Genomic DNA, 14,783 nt, shown 5'->3' on the forward strand with positions numbered 1-14,783 from the left:
TCGGTGCAGCTCTTCTCGGTGTCCATTCAGGCACGGGGTGGCGTAGATGTTTCTTCGCCGGAAAAACATCGGTAAGGTAGGGGTCAGAATTCAAGACCCGCGAGGAGTAGTGATGAGCGAGGCGTTGTCCATCCACCATGACCAGGCTGGTCATCAGTTCGAGACCACTGTGGACGGTCATCGTGCCTACCTGACCTATATGGATCTGGGGAAACAGACCCTGGATATCTATCGCACCTTTGTGCCCAACGCATTGCGTGGCCGCGGCATTGCCGCAGCCTTGACGGAGAAGGCGTTGGAGTACGCAGACGAAATGGGTTACACCGTCATTCCATCGTGCTCCTACGTTGAGCGCTACATGGAGCGTCACCAGCGGCACGCCGCCAAGCTGTGACCAAAACGAACGCATAAAAAAACGCCAGGTTTAAGCCTGGCGTTTTTGTGTGCGCTAAACGGTGATCAGGTGCGATCGCGTTTTGGCAACACGTCCTTGAGCTTGGCATGCATGCTGCGCAAGGTGTTTTCAGTGGCGGACCAATCGATGCAGGCGTCGGTGATCGAGACGCCGTATTGCAGGTCGGCGAGGTCTTTCGGGATGGCCTGGCAGCCCCAGTTCAGGTGACTCTCGACCATTAAGCCGATGATCGACTGGTTGCCTTCGAGAATCTGGTTGGCAACGTTCTCCATCACCAATGGTTGCAGGGCCGGGTCCTTGTTGGAGTTGGCGTGGCTGCAATCGACCATGATGTTCGGCTTGATCTTGGCCTTGTTCAGCGCCTGTTCGCAGAGCGCGACGCTGACCGAGTCATAGTTCGGCTTGCCGTTGCCACCGCGCAGTACCACGTGGCCGTAGGCGTTGCCCTTGGTAGTGACGATCGACACGCCACCTTCCTGGTTGATGCCCAGGAAACGGTGCGGGCTGGAAACCGATTGCAGGGCGTTGATCGCCACAGTCAGGCCGCCGTCGGTGCCATTTTTGAAGCCGACTGCCGAGGACAGGCCGGAAGCCATTTCGCGGTGAGTCTGCGACTCGGTGGTGCGCGCACCGATGGCCGACCAGCTGATCAGGTCCTGCAGATACTGCGGGGAGATCGGGTCGAGAGCTTCGGTCGCGGTCGGCAGGCCCATTTCGGCCAGGTCCAGCAACAATTGACGACCAATGTGCAGACCATCCTGGATCTTGAACGAGTCGTCCAGGTACGGGTCGTTGATCAAGCCTTTCCAGCCGACGGTGGTGCGTGGCTTCTCGAAATACACGCGCATGACCAGATACAGGGTATCGGACACTTCGGCGGCGAGTACCTTCAGGCGATCGGCGTATTCGTGGGCCGCCTTGATGTCGTGGATCGAGCAAGGCCCGATGACGACGAACAGGCGGTGGTCGGTGCCATCCAGGATATTGCGGATGACTTCGCGGCCCTTGGTGACGGTGCGCAGGGCGGCGTCGCTCAAAGGGATATCCCGCTTGAGCTGATCAGGAGTGATCAGCGTCTCGTTGGAAGCGACGTTTAGGTCGTTGATCGGTAAATCAGCCATCGTTTACTCGTCAGGTCACGGGTGCCGGCCGCCAGCGAACCCGCGCGGCGGAGCACAGCAAATTAAGCGCGTCGGGGAGCCGAACCTTAGCGCGTTATCCGCCTGCTCGACAATGGGTTTCATCCAGCACAGGCTGTGCAAATGCCTTATCAACGGTGTCTTGAGAGAACTCGTCGGCATGCTCCTGGACCCATTCGATTGCCAGCGCCTGAATATCCTGCAAGTCTTCGTGCGCATCATGCAGGCGACAGTAGTGTTCGATCTGGCACACCTGTTCGCCCATCCGGGCACTGAACAGCATCTGTTCGTCCACAAACGCAATGCCCACCAGGTAGCCATGTTTACGCCGCAAGCACCAGGCCACATAGCCCAGATAACGCATGTCGGGGTTCAAGGTCGGCATGCGCACTTCCAGCGCCGTACCGTGGCGCCAGGCCCGGTGATAATTGCAAGCCATGCCTCCGAGGCTGATAGTGTGCAAGCGCTGGCGCGAGATGCACTCATGTTTGAGTAACGTTAATTCGACGGGCACATCGTCAGGATGAGGAATAAAACGTCCCATGAACACGGACTCCCTGTGTCGGCCATCTGACATTGTTTCCCGAAGTATAGTGGTCGAATTGGAACTGACCGATTTCGATACCGACCAACGGCTACTGGCAATGAGCGGCGTATCCCTGGTGATTTTCACCAGTGTCGGCTGTGCCAGTTGCCGATTTGCCCGCGAACAATTGCCCAGGCTCGATCTGAAGGTTGATCGACTGTGTTGGATCGATGCCGGTAGCAATGGCGGGGTGGTCGAGCGTTATCAGGTTTTTCATTTGCCGGCGCTGTTTGTGGTGCGCGACGGTGAGTTTTTCGGGGAACTGAAGTCGCGTCTGACCGGCACTGAGCTCAACGAAGCGGTCGATCGGGCGCTGATGAGAACAACAGAGGAATTGCCATGATGGGCACAATCACCAAGCCGACAATCGGAATAATCGGAACCGGCGCAATCGGCGGGTTCTACGGGATGATGCTGGCGCGTGCCGGTTTCGATGTGCACTTCTTGCTGCGCAGTGAATTTTCAGCGGTGGCCGAACGCGGGTTGCAACTCGACAGTGCGGTGCATGGCGCGTTGACGTTGAACCCGGTTCAGGCTTATTCGTGCGCTGAAGACATGCCCGCCTGCGACTGGCTGCTGGTCGGCGCCAAAACCACCAGCAACGCGGACCTGGCGCCCGCTATCATCCAGGTCGCCGCACCGAACGCCAAAGTGCTGGTATTGCAAAATGGCCTGGACGTTGAAGACACTCTGCGCGAATTGCTCCCCGACTCATTGCACCTGCTGGGCGGGCTGTGTTTTATCTGCGTCCATCGCACCGGCCCCGGGGAAATCACCCATCAGGCGCTCGGCGCCGTCAACATCGGCTACCACAGTGGCCCCGCTGCTGATGAGCAGGCGCGCATGGCGATTGTCGAGGAGGGCGCGGGGTTATTCCACAGTGCCGGTATCGATTCGCAGGCCATGCCGGACCTGCACCAGGCACGTTGGCAAAAACTGGTCTGGAATGTCCCGTACAACGGCCTGTCGGTTCTGCTGGGGGCAAGCACCACGCCATTGATGGCGGATGCTGACAGCCGGGAACTGATCAAGGCATTGATGGCCGAAGTGGTTCAGGGGGCAATCGCCTGTGGTCACGACATACCGGCCGGTTATGCCGATCATCTGTTCATGGTGACCGAAAAAATGCCGGACTACTGGCCGAGCATGTACCACGATTTCCTGCACAAGCGACCGCTGGAACTGGCCGCGATTTATGCGCGGCCCTTGGCGGCGGCCAAAGCGGCGGGGTGCGAATTGCCGCTGATTGAAGCGTTGTATCGCAGTTTGGGGTTCATCGATCGACGCAACAGGTGAGCCGATCTACCTGAGGGGGAAGGCATGGCAAAGACTATCGACGACAAACTGGTGCTGGCGATTTCTTCACGAGCGCTGTTCGACCTGAGCGAAAGCCACAAGGTATACCTGTCCAGCGGCGTCGAAGCCTACCGGCAATATCAGATTGAGCACGAGGACGAAATCCTCGAACCCGGTGATGCCTTCCCGCTGGTGCAGAAACTCCTGAGCCTCAATACCCGCCTCGGTCGAGCGCGGGTCGAGGTGATCCTGGTGTCGCGCAACAGCGCCGACACCGGCCTGCGGGTATTTAACTCGATCCACCACTATGGATTGGCGATTTCCCGTGCGGCGTTTGTCGGTGGGCGAAGTCCTTATCCGTATCTCAAGGCTTTTGGCTGTGACCTGTTTCTGTCGACGCACGCCGAAGACGTGCGCAGTGCACTGGACGCCGGTTTCGCGGCGGCGACCATTCTGTCGGGCGGTGCCAGCCGTGCGGCCAGTGATGAATTACGGATTGCCTTCGACGGTGATGCGGTGCTGTTTTCCGACGAGTCGGAGCGGGTCTACCAGTCCGGTGGCCTGGAAGCGTTTCAGGCCAGCGAGCGTAAGGCCGCTCGCGAGCCGCTACGTGGAGGGCCGTTCAAGGGCTTCCTGGCCGCTCTCAACCTGTTGCAGCGTGAATTTCCCGACGACGACTGCCCGATCCGTACGGCGTTGGTGACGGCCCGTTCGGCGCCGGCCCATGAGCGAGTGATTCGTACGCTGCGCGAATGGGATATTCGTCTGGACGAATCGCTGTTTCTCGGTGGCCTGACCAAATCCGCATTTCTCGAAGCATTTGCTGCCGACGTGTTTTTCGACGATCAGGCCGGCCATTGCGAGTTGGCCCGCGAAGTCGTCGCCACCGGCCACGTACCGCACGGCGTAAGCAATGAACAAAAGGTTTAAGCCCGCGGTTCAATGCGTTACGCAAAGCGTCGTACTCGCCAAGGCACTGCTAAGCTGAATCAATCTCCGCCATGTTGGCTTGCGAGGAGATCCTATGATTCAGTCGATGCTGTATGCCACTGACCTTGGCCTATATGCACCGTTGGTGATGCAGCACGCCTTGGCCCTGGCGCGGACATTCAATGCCGACTTGTATGTGGTGCACGCGGTTGAGCCCATGGGTTTGTTTGCCGAATCGGTGCTTCAGAGTTACCTCGATGAGCAGGCGTTGAACGAGTTTCACAGTCAGGGCCTGAGCACAGTGATCGCCAGCATCGAGCAGCGGGTGCTCGACAGCTTTCGTGAAGAGTTGGGGGGCGAAGGGGAGCAGGACCTGGCGCGGATTCAAGCGGTGAGGGTGCTTCAGGGCGATCCGTCGCAGGTGATTCTCGACCAGGCTGAGAAACTCTCTGTTGATTTGCTGATCGTAGGTAGTCATAGCCACGGTGCTGGCGCGGAAACACCTCTGGGCAGGACTGCCGCACGGGTGTTGCAGTTGTCTCGGGTGCCGGTCTATCTGGTGCCGCTGGTGGAGCGGCGCCGGCAGGATGATCGCTAGAATATGAATAGTGGCAATTCGACAAAAAAGTTCTAGATTTATTCTTCAAACCATTAATATAGTTATATACCGTCGCTGATGCCCGTGGCGTCTACCTGCTTTGAGGGATTCATATGAAGCTTCAACAATTGCGCTACATCTGGGAAGTGGCGCACCACGACCTCAACGTTTCCGCTACTGCCCAAAGCCTTTACACCTCGCAACCGGGTATCAGTAAACAGATCCGTCTGCTGGAAGACGAATTGGGGGTCGAGGTTTTCGCCCGCAGCGGCAAGCACCTGACCCGCGTCACCCCGGCCGGCGAGCGCATCATCACCACCGCCGGCGAGATTCTGCGCAAAGTTGAAAGCATCAAGCAGATTGCCCAGGAATTCTCCAACGAGAAAAAGGGCACTCTGTCGATCGCCACCACTCACACTCAGGCACGTTATGCGTTGCCACCGGTGATCAGCAATTTCATCAAGCAATACCCGGACGTTGCCCTGCACATGCACCAGGGCTCACCGATGCAGATCGCTGAAATGGCCGCTGACGGCACCGTGGATTTCGCCATTGCCACTGAAGCGCTGGAGTTGTTCGGCGACCTGGTGATGATGCCGTGCTACCGCTGGAACCGCTGCGTAGTCGTGCCTCAAGGTCACCCGCTGACCAAACTGTCGACGCTGACCCTCGAAGCCCTGGCCGAATACCCGATCGTGACATATGTGTTCGGTTTCACCGGCCGTTCCAAGCTCGACGAAGCGTTCAGCCATCGCGGCCTGACGCCTAAAGTGGTGTTCACCGCCGCCGATGCCGATGTAATCAAAACCTACGTTCGTTTGGGCCTGGGCGTGGGCATCGTCGCGAAAATGGCAGTGGACACCAAACTCGATAGCGACCTGGTGGTGCTCGATGCCAGTGAGCTGTTCGAATCCAGCATTACCAAAATCGGTTTCCGTCGCGGTACCTTCCTGCGGGGTTTCATGTGCGACTTCATCGAGAAGTTTGCCCCACACTTGACCCGCGAAGTCATGGCCAAAGCCATTCAGTGCCACAACAAGCAGGAACTGGAAGAGCTGTTCGACGGCGTCGAATTGCCGGTGCACTAATGGGTGCCTCGCAAATACTGTTCCTTTTTGACGGCGTCTGTTGCCGTCATGCTGCGTTGCCGCTTCTCGCGATAGCGGGCTATGACTCGTCGCGGCGCCTTGCCTGACGACAACAGCCACTCGTCAAAAGAGGAACGTATTCGCGAGGCAGGACACCTTGTTCTAGACCACCTCGGTAACAGAAAACTGTTGCCGAGCGCCCGCCACCAGAATTTCCACTTCATCCCCTTCAAACTTGCCCAGCAGGCTTTTGCCCAGCGGCGAGCGGGGGGTGATGACGGTAATCCATTGCCCCACCAGATCCACCTTCAGGCCGGCTGCATCGGGGGCCAGAAACAGCCATTGCTCGCGGCCCTTTTCGTCTTCCAGACCGAACAACGCACCGACTTCGATGCCGCGCTGATTGTTGTAAGGACGCAAAGTCAGATTCTGGCACAGCGCCAGTGACTGCCTGATCTCTTCCACCCGCCTGGCCTGTCCGGCCGCCAAATAGGAGGCCTCCAGCCCCAGGGTGTCGTATTTGTTTTCGGCGATGTTTTCTTCGTGGGTCGCCGTTTCGTACGCGGTTTGCGCGGCACGCTCGGCGATGTCGAGATCGACCCGCAGCTTGTCGAGAATCAGTTGGTGGACGGTCTGTTTGTTCATGATCAGTCGCAGAATTGCAGAACATTGGCGCGGCTTTTTTCGCTAGGCGCGGTGTGGTCCTGTTGCAGCCAGAACTGGCATTTTGGATTGGACAGGTTGCGGCTGCTGCTACGGGCCTGATCCATTCGTACCTGCTGCTCGTTCTTGTGCAGGTTCTCTTCATACTGTTCGAATATCGGGCTCTGCGGTGGAATATCCGGCCGCGGCTGATCCACGACCACCGGCGGCTTGGCCAATTGCTCCACGGCGGCCGCCACCGGTGCCAATTGCTCTTTGAAAAACAGCGCAGAGGCGAGCCAGCAGGTCAGTGCGATAACGAGAAATCCCAGCCATAAACCGAGGGCAATGCTGCCGGTCAGTTGCAGGGCATTCAGCTTGATCGGCAGCGAGCGGCGCGGGTTGGGACGGTAGGGCATGGCTGCCTCCTGGCGGATGGTCACGGGCGAGCGGTGATTGTCGCACGAAGATTAATCGCCGTCGGCTCTTCTGCACGAGGCAATTTATGCGGACAATCGGCGCCTTTGCCAACGGGAGCCTGGAATGCCTGAACTGCCTCAAGTGAAAAACCGCTGGCGCTGGGATATTTTTTGCACCGTGGTCGATAACTTTGGCGACATCGGCGTGACCTGGCGCCTGGCTCGACAACTGGTGGCCGAGCACGCCATCGACGTACGTTTGTGGGTCGATGACCTGCGCGCCTTCGAGCGTCTGTGTCCCGAGATCGATAGCCATGCCGCGCAGCAATGGCAGTCAGGCGTCGAAGTGCGCCAATGGCCAACCGAGTGGCAGACCACTGACGCGGCGGACGTGGTGATCGCCGCGTTTGCCTGTCAGTTGCCCAGTGCCTATATGGACGCCATGGCCGCACGGGAGCAACCGCCGCTGTGGATGAACCTCGATTACCTGAGCGCCGAGGACTGGGTGATTGGCTGTCACGGATTGCCGTCGGTCAAGTACAAAACGGTGCAGAAGTACTTCTTCTTCCCAGGATTCCAGAAGGGCACCGGAGGTTTGTTACGTGAGAGAGGATTGCTCGAGCGCCGCCGGCAGTTCCAGCAAAGTCCCGAGGCACAACGAGCATTCCTCCAAGGAATGGGGATTGATCGTGCCCCGAATGCGCAATTGATTTCGCTGTTTGCCTATGAGAATGCCGGGTTGTCGAGTTGGCTGGATGTCCTGGCCGCCGAGTCGACGCCCACGCATTTGCTGGTGCCCGAGGGGCGGATTCTCGGCGATGTCGAACGCTGGCTCGGCATTGAAGGATTGGCCTCGGGTGCTCTGCATGTGCGCGACGGCTTGACTGTCCAGGTGCTGCCGTTCGTCCGACAGGATCAATACGATCAGTTGCTATGGTGCTGCGATTTCAACGCCGTGCGCGGTGAAGATTCTTTCGTTCGCGCCCAATGGGCCGGTCGGCCAATGCTCTGGCACATCTATCAGCAAGAGGAGGACATCCACCTGGACAAGCTCGATGCGTTCCTCGCGCTGTACACAAAAGGCCTGTCCGAGCCGGCCAGCCAGGCGATCAACGGTCTTTGGCACGCGTGGAATGCCGGTCATGATATGTCCGACCACTGGCGCACGGCCCGCAAACACTGGTCAGAGCTGCAAAAACACGCCGAGGCGTGGTGTCTGGAACAAGCCTTGCAGGCCGATCTTGCCGCGGCGCTGGTACAGTTTTATGTAAATTGGATATGATACGCGGCCTAGATTTTTGTAAATCCCATCCAAATTCGGATATTCGCAATGAAAACTGGTAAAGAACTGAAACCCGGGACCGTGATCCGTCTCGAAAACGATCCTTGGCTGGTTCAGAAAGCTGAATTCACCAAATCCGGTCGTAACAGCGCGATCATGAAGACCAAGCTGAAAAACTTGCTGACCGGTTACAAGACCGAGATCGTTTACAGCGCTGACGACAAACTGGACGACGTAATCCTCGACCGCAAAGAAGCGACCCTGTCCTTCATCAGCGGCGACACCTACACGTTCATGGACACCACTGACTACACCATGTACGAGCTGAACGCTGAAGACATCGAAGCCGTTCTGCCTTTCGTTGAAGAAGGCATGACCGATGTTTGCGAAGCGATCTTCTTCGAAGAGCGTCTGGTTTCCGTAGAACTGCCGACCACTATCGTGCGTCAGGTTGACTACACCGAAGGTTCCGCTCGCGGTGACACTTCCGGCAAGGTGATGAAGCCTGCCAAACTGAAGAACGGTACCGAACTGTCGGTAGCTGACTTCATCGAAATCGGCGACATGATCGAGATCGATACCCGCGAAGGCGGTTCCTACAAAGGCCGTGCTAAATAAGCACTGCTTCAGGAATGAAAAAGCCCGACCATTGAGTCGGGCTTTTTTGTGGGCTGCAATTTCAAATTCAACGCTGGCCGTTGTGGGAGCGAGCCTGCTCGCGAAAGCGGTGCGTCAGGCGACATCTCTGCTCATAGACCCGCCGCATTCGCGAGCAGGCTCGCGCCCACATTTTTACCTCGGGTTTAAACAGTAACGTGCAGGCGCACATCGACGTTGCCACGGGTAGCGTTGGAGTACGGGCAGACCTGGTGGGCAGCGTCGACCAGGGCTTGTGCAGCGGCTTGTTCCAGACCCGGCAGGCTGATGTGCAGGTCGATGTCTAGACCGAATCCGCCAGGGATTTGGCCGATGCCGACGTGGGCGGTGATAGAGGCGTCATTCGGGATGGTGCGGTTGGTCTGGCTGGCGACGAATTTCAGGGCGCCGATGAAGCAGGCGGAGTAGCCGGCTGCGAATAGTTGCTCAGGATTGGTCGCTGCGCCGCCCGCACCGCCGAGTTCTTTCGGGGTAGCGAGTTTGACGTCGAGGATGTTGTCGCTGGAAACAGCACGACCATCACGGCCGCCGGTGGACGTTGCGATTGCGGTGTAGAGAGTTTGCATGGTGTGAGCCTCTTTTGGGTTTGGATTTTTTGCGCTAAATGTTTGCGCGCTAAGTAAGTGCGAGATGAATGTATCTCGCTAATATTTAGCGCGCAATATAAATTTTTGAAAAAGTTTTGATCAGGATTTTGGCGGACGATGTGAAGGGCCGAGTTAGAGCTGTGGAGGGGGATTTTCAGGGTTGAAATTTTTTTGAGGAAGGGCTGAACGAGGTCGAAAGAACGCTGCAAAACAAATGTGGGAGTGAGCCTGCTCGCGATAGCGGTGCATCAGACGACATCAATGTTCGAATGTCAGACCGCTATCGCGAGCAGGTGATCTAGGTTGATTTGAAGATCAGAGGCTATCTTGCAGATTGCTGCGTAGCACTTGCAGCTCCGCTTGCAGTTTGTTCAGCCTCTCCACTGTCATCCCACTGGCGCCGAGGATGCACTGCGGAATGCTCCGTGCCTTGTCGCGCAAGGCGCGGCCCTGTTCGGTGAGTTCGACGATCACCACCCGCTCGTCTTCGCGGCTGCGCGTGCGGCTGAGCAGACCTTCGACTTCCAGGCGCTTGAGCAGCGGGGTCAGTGAGCCAGGATCGGTCAGCAGTCGCGTGCTGATTTCACCGACGGTCAGACCATCGCGCTCCCACAGCACCATCATCGCCAGGTATTGCGGATAGGTCAGGCCCAGCGCTTGCAGCAGCGGTTTATAGACCTTGGTCATCAGCAACGAAGTCGAGTGCAGGGCGAAGCAGGCCTGATTATCCAGCAGCAGGTGTTCGCAGTTATCCAGGGTGTCGCGTTCGGTGGTCATTTCAAAAGCCTTGCTCGGTAATCCTCAGAATCTAGCGGGCGAATCTTTAATGCGCCAGATAATTCTGGACTAGTGACGATCCAGGGTGTTTTGCAGCGCCAGATCCCAAGGCGGGACAGGGCTGAAACGTGTCTTCAGGTATTCCAGCAACAAACGACTGCGCGAGTTGGGCTGTTGCATCAGTCGCAAGGCATAGATGCCGGCGGTTTCTGATTTTGGTAGGCCGTTTTCGCAAAACAGCGGCAGCAGTTCACCGCGCAGAAGGTATTCGCTCGCCAGCCAGGTCGGCAGGTGGGCGATGCCCAACCCGGCCAGTGCGCCACAGACCAGCGCTTCGGCATTGTTGGCGCTCATGCGGATCCGCGCCGGACGGTGCAAATGCATCTGCCCATCGCGTTCGAAGCGCCAGGCGAAGGGCGGGGCCAGGCCATCCCAATCGAGTCCGTCGTGATCGACTAATTGCGCCGGCTCGATCGGTACGCCGCGGCGTTGCAAATAGTCCGGGCTGGCGCAGGCAATGCGCACCATGCTCGCCAGTGGCGTGGCCACTAGTCGGGTGTCGGCCATTTGCCCGGCGCGCAGTACCAGATCGACCTTGCCCAGATTCAAGCCTTGCATGTCGACGAAGCTGTCGATCAATTGCAATTGCACATCGAGGCCGGGGTAAAGCATCAGGAAGTCGGCAATCACCGGGGCCAGATGCCGTCGACCGAACGCCGCAGGCGCGTCCACTCGAATCAAGCCTTCAGGCGCGCTGCTCAGGGACACCGCTTCGGCCCGGGCCAGCCGAAGCTCGGCGACAATCCGTCGTGCGCGCTCGGCAAAGGCCAAGCCTGCCGGGGTCGCCATCACGGCATGGGTACTGCGAATGAACAACTGGCTGCCGACGGCTTTTTCCAGGCTGTCGATGCGCCGCGCCACGGCCGATGGGGTCAGGGGATGTCGGCGGGAGGCAGCGGAGAAGCTCCCGGATTCCAGCACATCCAGAAACAGCCCAAGCTGTTCGGTCAATTGATTGGGGTTCATGGTGATCAGCGGCTATGCGAAGTTGGCACAGCCATTGTGCGTTGCTATGCGTTTCCGCGCCATCGCGGACTGCGTAGCATGAACACCCTGACAAAAGGGAAATCGCCTGTGATCGAGTTCGTGATGTATCTGGTATTTGGCGCGGCCCTCGGCACCCTCGGCGGGTTGTTCGGCATCGGCGGCGGCTTGATCGCGATCCCGTTGCTGGGCGTTCTGTTCGGGCTCGATCAACAGATCGCCCAAGGCACCGCACTGGTGATGGTCGTACCCAACGTCATGCTGGCGCTGTGGCGCTATCACCAGCGTAATCGCATTGAATTGCGCCACGCGTTGCCCTTGGCGTCGATGGGCTTCTGCTTTGCCTGGATCGGTTCGATCTGGGCGGTCGGCATCGACGCGCAAACCATGCGGATCGGCTTTGTTGCGTTCCTGGTGGCGCTGTCCGCCTATAACTTGATCCGAATGTTCAGCGCCAACACCCCGGTTTCTGCGCAGATGCATTACGGATGGCCATGGTTGGGCGTACTCGGCGCGGCCTCGGGGGCCATGGGCGGCTTGTTTGGTGTAGGCGGGGCGGTGGTGGCAACGCCGGTGTTGACCAGCGTGTTCGGCACCAGCCAAGTGGTGGCCCAAGGGTTATCGCTGGCGCTGGCGTTACCCAGCACCGGCGTCACTCTGGTGACTTACGCGGTGCACCATCAGGTGGACTGGCTGATTGGCGTGCCGTTGGCCATCGGCGGATTGATGAGCATCAGTTGGGGAGTGAAAATCGCCCACTCCCTGCCGGAACGACTGCTGCGCGGGTTGTTCTGCGGCTTTCTGGTGTTCTGCGCGGTGATGCTCGCGTTTAAAGCTTGAAGCCTTCGACGATGTGCTCGGCCAGGCACTCGGTAATCGGCGACGGGTTGTGCAGGTTGCGCACGAGCATGATGCAGGCTTCCGGCAACTCTGGCAGGCCTTCGGCGTCACCGAGGATGCGCATGTCCGGGGTGATCAGGCTTTCCAGTTGCGCGGTCACCGCCAACCCGGCGCTGACCACAGCCATCAACGCCGACAAGCTCGAACTGTTGTAGGCAATGCGGTAGTCGCGGCCCAGCGCATCCAGTGCATTGCAGGCCCACAACCGGCAGAAACAATCACTGTTGAACATCGCCAGAGGCAGCGGCGTCTGCTCATGGGCGCTGAAGCATTGCGCCTCGGCCCAGACAAAACGTTCCTTGCGCAGCAACTGGCCAATCTCGGTGCCGGGTTCGCGGGTCACGATGGACAGGTCAAGGTCCTGACGTTGCAGCAATTGTTTTGATGATTCGCAGTGAACCTCGATCTGGATCAGCGGATAGCTCTTGGCAAAGCGCGACAAAATTCCCGGCAGAAAGCGCATCACGTAGTCGTCCGGCGTCCCGATGCGCACGGTGCCGACCATGTGCGGCTCACGCAGCGTGTTGAAAACTTCGCTGTGCAGTTTGAGGATGCGCCGCGCATACCCAAGCAAAACCTGGCCTTCGGCGGTCAGCTTGACCTGTCGTCCATCGCGTTCGAACAACTGGCGCTGCAACACGTCCTCCTCCAGACGCTTCATTTGCATGCTCACCGCCGACTGCGTGCGGTTGACCAATTCACCGGCACGGGTAAAACCGCCCTGGTCGGCGATGGCGACAAAGGTACGCAGCACATCCGTATCGATACTGGGGAAAGCTGACATCCATCAATCTCCGAGATGGTTACCATCAGAAACATTCGTTGGATTGATCTTATCCCTAGGGCGAGACTTGGGCCATCCCCAACGGAGGACATCAAGATGAAAGGTCATAACGAGCACGTAACGGAAGAAAAATTCTCAATCCACGCGGTATCCGATCTGCTGCACAAGTTTAGTCGTTGGTACGAGCTTCATCGTGAGCGCGAACTGCTGGCGAGTTTGAGCGATGAAGCACTGAAGGACATCGGCATGAGCCGCGCCGATGTCGAACATGAATCGGTCAGACCCTTCTGGGATGATCCGATGCATAAATGATGAGGTCCTTGCTACACAAACCCCTCTCTGGTGAGGTAGGTTGCGAGCAGACACGGAGGTATTCATGCCCGCAACGTTGTCCTTTTCCAAAAAACAGGCTCGACGTCTGGCACTGGCTGCCCAAGGGTTCAATGGGCGTCAGTCGCCAGCGGCGATCAAACCGGTTCAACTCAACCGGCTGATCGAACGGCTGGGCATTTTGCAGATCGATTCGGTCAATGCGTTGGTGCGTTCGCACTACCTTCCCTTGTTTTCTCGTCTTGGTAATTACTCAACCGATTTGCTCGACCAGGCAGCCTGGAGTCAGGGCCGACGTCGTTCGCTGTTTGAATATTGGGGGCATGAGGCCTCGTTGCTGCCGTTGTCGATGTATCCCCTGATGCGCTGGCGCATGCAGCGCGCGAGTCGCGGAGAAGACATCTATCAGCAACTGGCACGGTTCGGACGCGAACAGCAGGACACGATTCGCCGGGTACTGGCGTCGGTCGAAGAACTCGGAGCGCTGGGTGCCGCAAGTCTGTCGACCCGTCAGGAACGGGCCGGGCCGTGGTGGGACTGGAGTGCGGAAAAGCACGCGCTGGAATGGTTGTTTGCCGCCGGTGAAGTGACCGTGGCGGGGCGCCGGGGTTTCGAGCGACTTTATGATTTGCCGGAGCGGGTGATTCCGTCGGCCATTTTACAGCAGCCGGAGCTTAGTGAGGCCGAGGCTCAGCGCGGGCTGTTATTGCATGCGGTGACGGCGCTGGGTGTCGGCACGGAAAAGGATTTGCGGGACTATTTTCGTTTGAATCCGGCAGACAGTCGTCCGCGTCTGGCGGAACTGGTCGAGGCCGGTGAATTGCTGAGCTGCGAAGTGCAAGGCTGGCGACAACCGGGGTATTGCCCGTCCGAGCCGAAAGTGCCGCGCAAGGTTGAGGCCAGTGCGTTGCTCTCACCGTTTGACTCGCTGATCTGGGAACGCAGTCGCACCGAGCGGTTGTTCGATTTTCGCTATCGGCTGGAGATTTACACTCCGCAGGACAAGCGTGTCTACGGGTATTACGTGTTGCCGTTTTTGCACAACGAACGGATTGCCGCGCGGGTGGATTTACGGGCGGAGCGGACGGTGGGGCGGTTGGCGGTGCACGCCGTACATGAGGAAGAGCCGGGGCTGGATGACGAAGGGATGCAGGCGCTGGCGGTCAATTTGCGGCAGATGGCGGATTGGTTGGGGCTTGAGCGGGTGCAGTTGAATTGTCAGCGGGTGAGTGCCAGCAGGTTGAGAGTGGCATTGGCTCAATTCTCTGGTGTTTAAGCGGACGCCATCGCGGGCAAGCCCGCTCCCACA

19 protein-coding genes are annotated in these 14,783 nt (G+C 58.4%); 11 read left to right on the forward strand and 8 right to left on the reverse strand.

All coding sequences use genetic code 11. The features are described from left to right. Positions 1–112: 112 nt before the first annotated feature. Positions 113–394, forward strand: coding sequence for a GNAT family N-acetyltransferase (locus AC3ISI_RS07995; RefSeq protein ID WP_007943621.1), 282 nt, complete (start codon positions 113–115; stop codon positions 392–394). 65 nt (positions 395–459) lie between these two features. On the opposite strand, the gene AC3ISI_RS08000 is transcribed toward AC3ISI_RS07995, so the two are convergent. Further along, positions 460–1,536: a 3-deoxy-7-phosphoheptulonate synthase gene (locus AC3ISI_RS08000; protein ID WP_452625501.1), complete on the reverse strand. Its 1,077-nt coding sequence runs from the start codon at positions 1,534–1,536 to the stop codon at positions 460–462. Positions 1,537–1,630: 94 nt separating this feature from the next. After that, on the reverse strand, positions 1,631–2,098 hold the full coding sequence (locus tag AC3ISI_RS08005; RefSeq protein WP_489336284.1) for a PilZ domain-containing protein: 468 nt from the start codon (positions 2,096–2,098) through the stop codon (positions 1,631–1,633). Here AC3ISI_RS08005 and AC3ISI_RS08010 point away from each other — a divergent pair. The 5 genes from AC3ISI_RS08010 (at position 2,097) to cysB (ending at position 6,052) form a co-directional block, all read left to right on the forward strand. Continuing rightward, on the forward strand, positions 2,097–2,483 hold the full coding sequence (locus tag AC3ISI_RS08010; protein ID WP_489336285.1) for a thioredoxin family protein: 387 nt from the start codon (positions 2,097–2,099) through the stop codon (positions 2,481–2,483). The two genes, AC3ISI_RS08005 and AC3ISI_RS08010, sit on opposite strands and share 2 nt — an antisense overlap. After that, the gene (locus tag AC3ISI_RS08015; RefSeq protein ID WP_489336286.1) at positions 2,480–3,436 is read left to right on the forward strand and encodes a putative 2-dehydropantoate 2-reductase; all 957 of its coding nucleotides are present in this window, start codon (positions 2,480–2,482) and stop codon (positions 3,434–3,436) included. Before AC3ISI_RS08010 ends, AC3ISI_RS08015 begins: the two co-directional genes overlap by 4 nt. A gap of 24 nt (positions 3,437–3,460) precedes the next feature. Further along, positions 3,461–4,366: a 5'-nucleotidase gene (locus AC3ISI_RS08020; protein ID WP_489336287.1), complete on the forward strand. Its 906-nt coding sequence runs from the start codon at positions 3,461–3,463 to the stop codon at positions 4,364–4,366. Between the two features lie 94 nt (positions 4,367–4,460). Continuing rightward, positions 4,461–4,964, forward strand: a complete 504-nt coding sequence (locus tag AC3ISI_RS08025) for a universal stress protein (protein WP_489336288.1) — start codon at positions 4,461–4,463, stop codon at positions 4,962–4,964. Positions 4,965–5,077: 113 nt separating this feature from the next. Beyond that, positions 5,078–6,052 (forward strand): HTH-type transcriptional regulator CysB, encoded by a 975-nt coding sequence (gene cysB, locus AC3ISI_RS08030; RefSeq protein ID WP_489336289.1) that lies wholly within the window; start codon positions 5,078–5,080, stop codon positions 6,050–6,052. A 162-nt stretch (positions 6,053–6,214) separates the two neighbouring features. Here the strand turns inward: cysB and AC3ISI_RS08035 are convergent, their stop codons facing one another. Beyond that, positions 6,215–6,697: a GreA/GreB family elongation factor gene (locus tag AC3ISI_RS08035; protein WP_489336290.1), complete on the reverse strand. Its 483-nt coding sequence runs from the start codon at positions 6,695–6,697 to the stop codon at positions 6,215–6,217. A gap of 2 nt (positions 6,698–6,699) precedes the next feature. Continuing rightward, complete coding sequence (locus AC3ISI_RS08040; protein WP_489336291.1) at positions 6,700–7,113, reverse strand: hypothetical protein; 414 nt, start codon at positions 7,111–7,113, stop codon at positions 6,700–6,702. Positions 7,114–7,237: 124 nt separating this feature from the next. On the opposite strand from AC3ISI_RS08040, the gene earP reads away from it, so the two are divergent. Next, positions 7,238–8,395, forward strand: a complete 1,158-nt coding sequence (earP, locus tag AC3ISI_RS08045; protein ID WP_489336292.1) for an elongation factor P maturation arginine rhamnosyltransferase EarP — start codon at positions 7,238–7,240, stop codon at positions 8,393–8,395. A 48-nt stretch (positions 8,396–8,443) separates the two neighbouring features. Further along, the gene (locus tag AC3ISI_RS08050) at positions 8,444–9,013 is read left to right on the forward strand and encodes an elongation factor P (RefSeq protein WP_007943632.1); all 570 of its coding nucleotides are present in this window, start codon (positions 8,444–8,446) and stop codon (positions 9,011–9,013) included. A 185-nt stretch (positions 9,014–9,198) separates the two neighbouring features. Here AC3ISI_RS08050 and AC3ISI_RS08055 read toward each other — a convergent pair whose 3' ends face one another. The 3 genes from AC3ISI_RS08055 to AC3ISI_RS08065 form a co-directional block, all read right to left on the reverse strand. Further along, positions 9,199–9,618, reverse strand: coding sequence for an organic hydroperoxide resistance protein (locus tag AC3ISI_RS08055; protein ID WP_489336293.1), 420 nt, complete (start codon positions 9,616–9,618; stop codon positions 9,199–9,201). A 336-nt stretch (positions 9,619–9,954) separates the two neighbouring features. Then, a complete protein-coding gene (locus AC3ISI_RS08060) occupies positions 9,955–10,416 on the reverse strand; it encodes a MarR family winged helix-turn-helix transcriptional regulator (protein WP_452625511.1) in 462 nt (153 codons plus the stop codon). A gap of 69 nt (positions 10,417–10,485) precedes the next feature. Next, positions 10,486–11,442, reverse strand: a complete 957-nt coding sequence (locus AC3ISI_RS08065; RefSeq protein ID WP_489336295.1) for a LysR family transcriptional regulator — start codon at positions 11,440–11,442, stop codon at positions 10,486–10,488. A 123-nt stretch (positions 11,443–11,565) separates the two neighbouring features. Here AC3ISI_RS08065 and AC3ISI_RS08070 point away from each other — a divergent pair, with 123 nt between their 5' ends. Further along, on the forward strand, positions 11,566–12,300 hold the full coding sequence (locus tag AC3ISI_RS08070; protein ID WP_489337663.1) for a sulfite exporter TauE/SafE family protein: 735 nt from the start codon (positions 11,566–11,568) through the stop codon (positions 12,298–12,300). Here AC3ISI_RS08070 and AC3ISI_RS08075 read toward each other — a convergent pair. Next, positions 12,290–13,144, reverse strand: a complete 855-nt coding sequence (locus AC3ISI_RS08075) for a LysR substrate-binding domain-containing protein (protein WP_489336296.1) — start codon at positions 13,142–13,144, stop codon at positions 12,290–12,292. The genes AC3ISI_RS08070 and AC3ISI_RS08075 overlap by 11 nt on opposite strands. Positions 13,145–13,240: 96 nt before the next feature. Between AC3ISI_RS08075 and AC3ISI_RS08080 the strand changes: the two genes are divergently transcribed. Next, the gene (locus tag AC3ISI_RS08080; protein ID WP_489336297.1) at positions 13,241–13,456 is read left to right on the forward strand and encodes a DUF1127 domain-containing protein; all 216 of its coding nucleotides are present in this window, start codon (positions 13,241–13,243) and stop codon (positions 13,454–13,456) included. 64 nt (positions 13,457–13,520) lie between these two features. Next, entirely contained in the window at positions 13,521–14,750 is a 1,230-nt protein-coding gene (locus tag AC3ISI_RS08085; protein WP_489336298.1) for a winged helix-turn-helix domain-containing protein, read from the forward strand. Positions 14,751–14,783 lie beyond the last annotated feature (33 nt).

It is taken from the genome of Pseudomonas sp. GL_139_B (assembly GCF_057834475.1).

Bases quoted from the DNA above. Each gene is read 5' to 3' on its own strand.
- AC3ISI_RS08020 (WP_489336287.1), top strand. From the start codon at position 3,461: ATGGCAAAGACTATCGACGACAAACTGGTGCTGGCGATTTCTTCACGA.
- AC3ISI_RS08010 (WP_489336285.1), top strand. From the start codon at position 2,097: ATGAACACGGACTCCCTGTGTCGGCCATCTGACATTGTTTCCCGAAGT.
- AC3ISI_RS08080 (WP_489336297.1), top strand. From the start codon at position 13,241: ATGAAAGGTCATAACGAGCACGTAACGGAAGAAAAATTCTCAATCCAC.
- AC3ISI_RS08070 (WP_489337663.1), top strand. From the start codon at position 11,566: ATGTATCTGGTATTTGGCGCGGCCCTCGGCACCCTCGGCGGGTTGTTC.
- AC3ISI_RS08065 (WP_489336295.1), bottom strand. From the start codon at position 11,442: ATGAACCCCAATCAATTGACCGAACAGCTTGGGCTGTTTCTGGATGTG.
- AC3ISI_RS08005 (WP_489336284.1), bottom strand. From the start codon at position 2,098: ATGGGACGTTTTATTCCTCATCCTGACGATGTGCCCGTCGAATTAACG.
- AC3ISI_RS08085 (WP_489336298.1), top strand. From the start codon at position 13,521: ATGCCCGCAACGTTGTCCTTTTCCAAAAAACAGGCTCGACGTCTGGCA.
- AC3ISI_RS08060 (WP_452625511.1), bottom strand. From the start codon at position 10,416: ATGACCACCGAACGCGACACCCTGGATAACTGCGAACACCTGCTGCTG.
- AC3ISI_RS08035 (WP_489336290.1), bottom strand. From the start codon at position 6,697: ATGAACAAACAGACCGTCCACCAACTGATTCTCGACAAGCTGCGGGTC.
- AC3ISI_RS08075 (WP_489336296.1), bottom strand. From the start codon at position 13,144: ATGTCAGCTTTCCCCAGTATCGATACGGATGTGCTGCGTACCTTTGTC.
- AC3ISI_RS08000 (WP_452625501.1), bottom strand. From the start codon at position 1,536: ATGGCTGATTTACCGATCAACGACCTAAACGTCGCTTCCAACGAGACG.
- cysB (WP_489336289.1), top strand. From the start codon at position 5,078: ATGAAGCTTCAACAATTGCGCTACATCTGGGAAGTGGCGCACCACGAC.
- AC3ISI_RS08050 (WP_007943632.1), top strand. From the start codon at position 8,444: ATGAAAACTGGTAAAGAACTGAAACCCGGGACCGTGATCCGTCTCGAA.
- AC3ISI_RS08055 (WP_489336293.1), bottom strand. From the start codon at position 9,618: ATGCAAACTCTCTACACCGCAATCGCAACGTCCACCGGCGGCCGTGAT.
- earP (WP_489336292.1), top strand. From the start codon at position 7,238: ATGCCTGAACTGCCTCAAGTGAAAAACCGCTGGCGCTGGGATATTTTT.
- AC3ISI_RS08040 (WP_489336291.1), bottom strand. From the start codon at position 7,113: ATGCCCTACCGTCCCAACCCGCGCCGCTCGCTGCCGATCAAGCTGAAT.
- AC3ISI_RS08015 (WP_489336286.1), top strand. From the start codon at position 2,480: ATGATGGGCACAATCACCAAGCCGACAATCGGAATAATCGGAACCGGC.
- AC3ISI_RS08025 (WP_489336288.1), top strand. From the start codon at position 4,461: ATGATTCAGTCGATGCTGTATGCCACTGACCTTGGCCTATATGCACCG.
- AC3ISI_RS07995 (WP_007943621.1), top strand. From the start codon at position 113: ATGAGCGAGGCGTTGTCCATCCACCATGACCAGGCTGGTCATCAGTTC.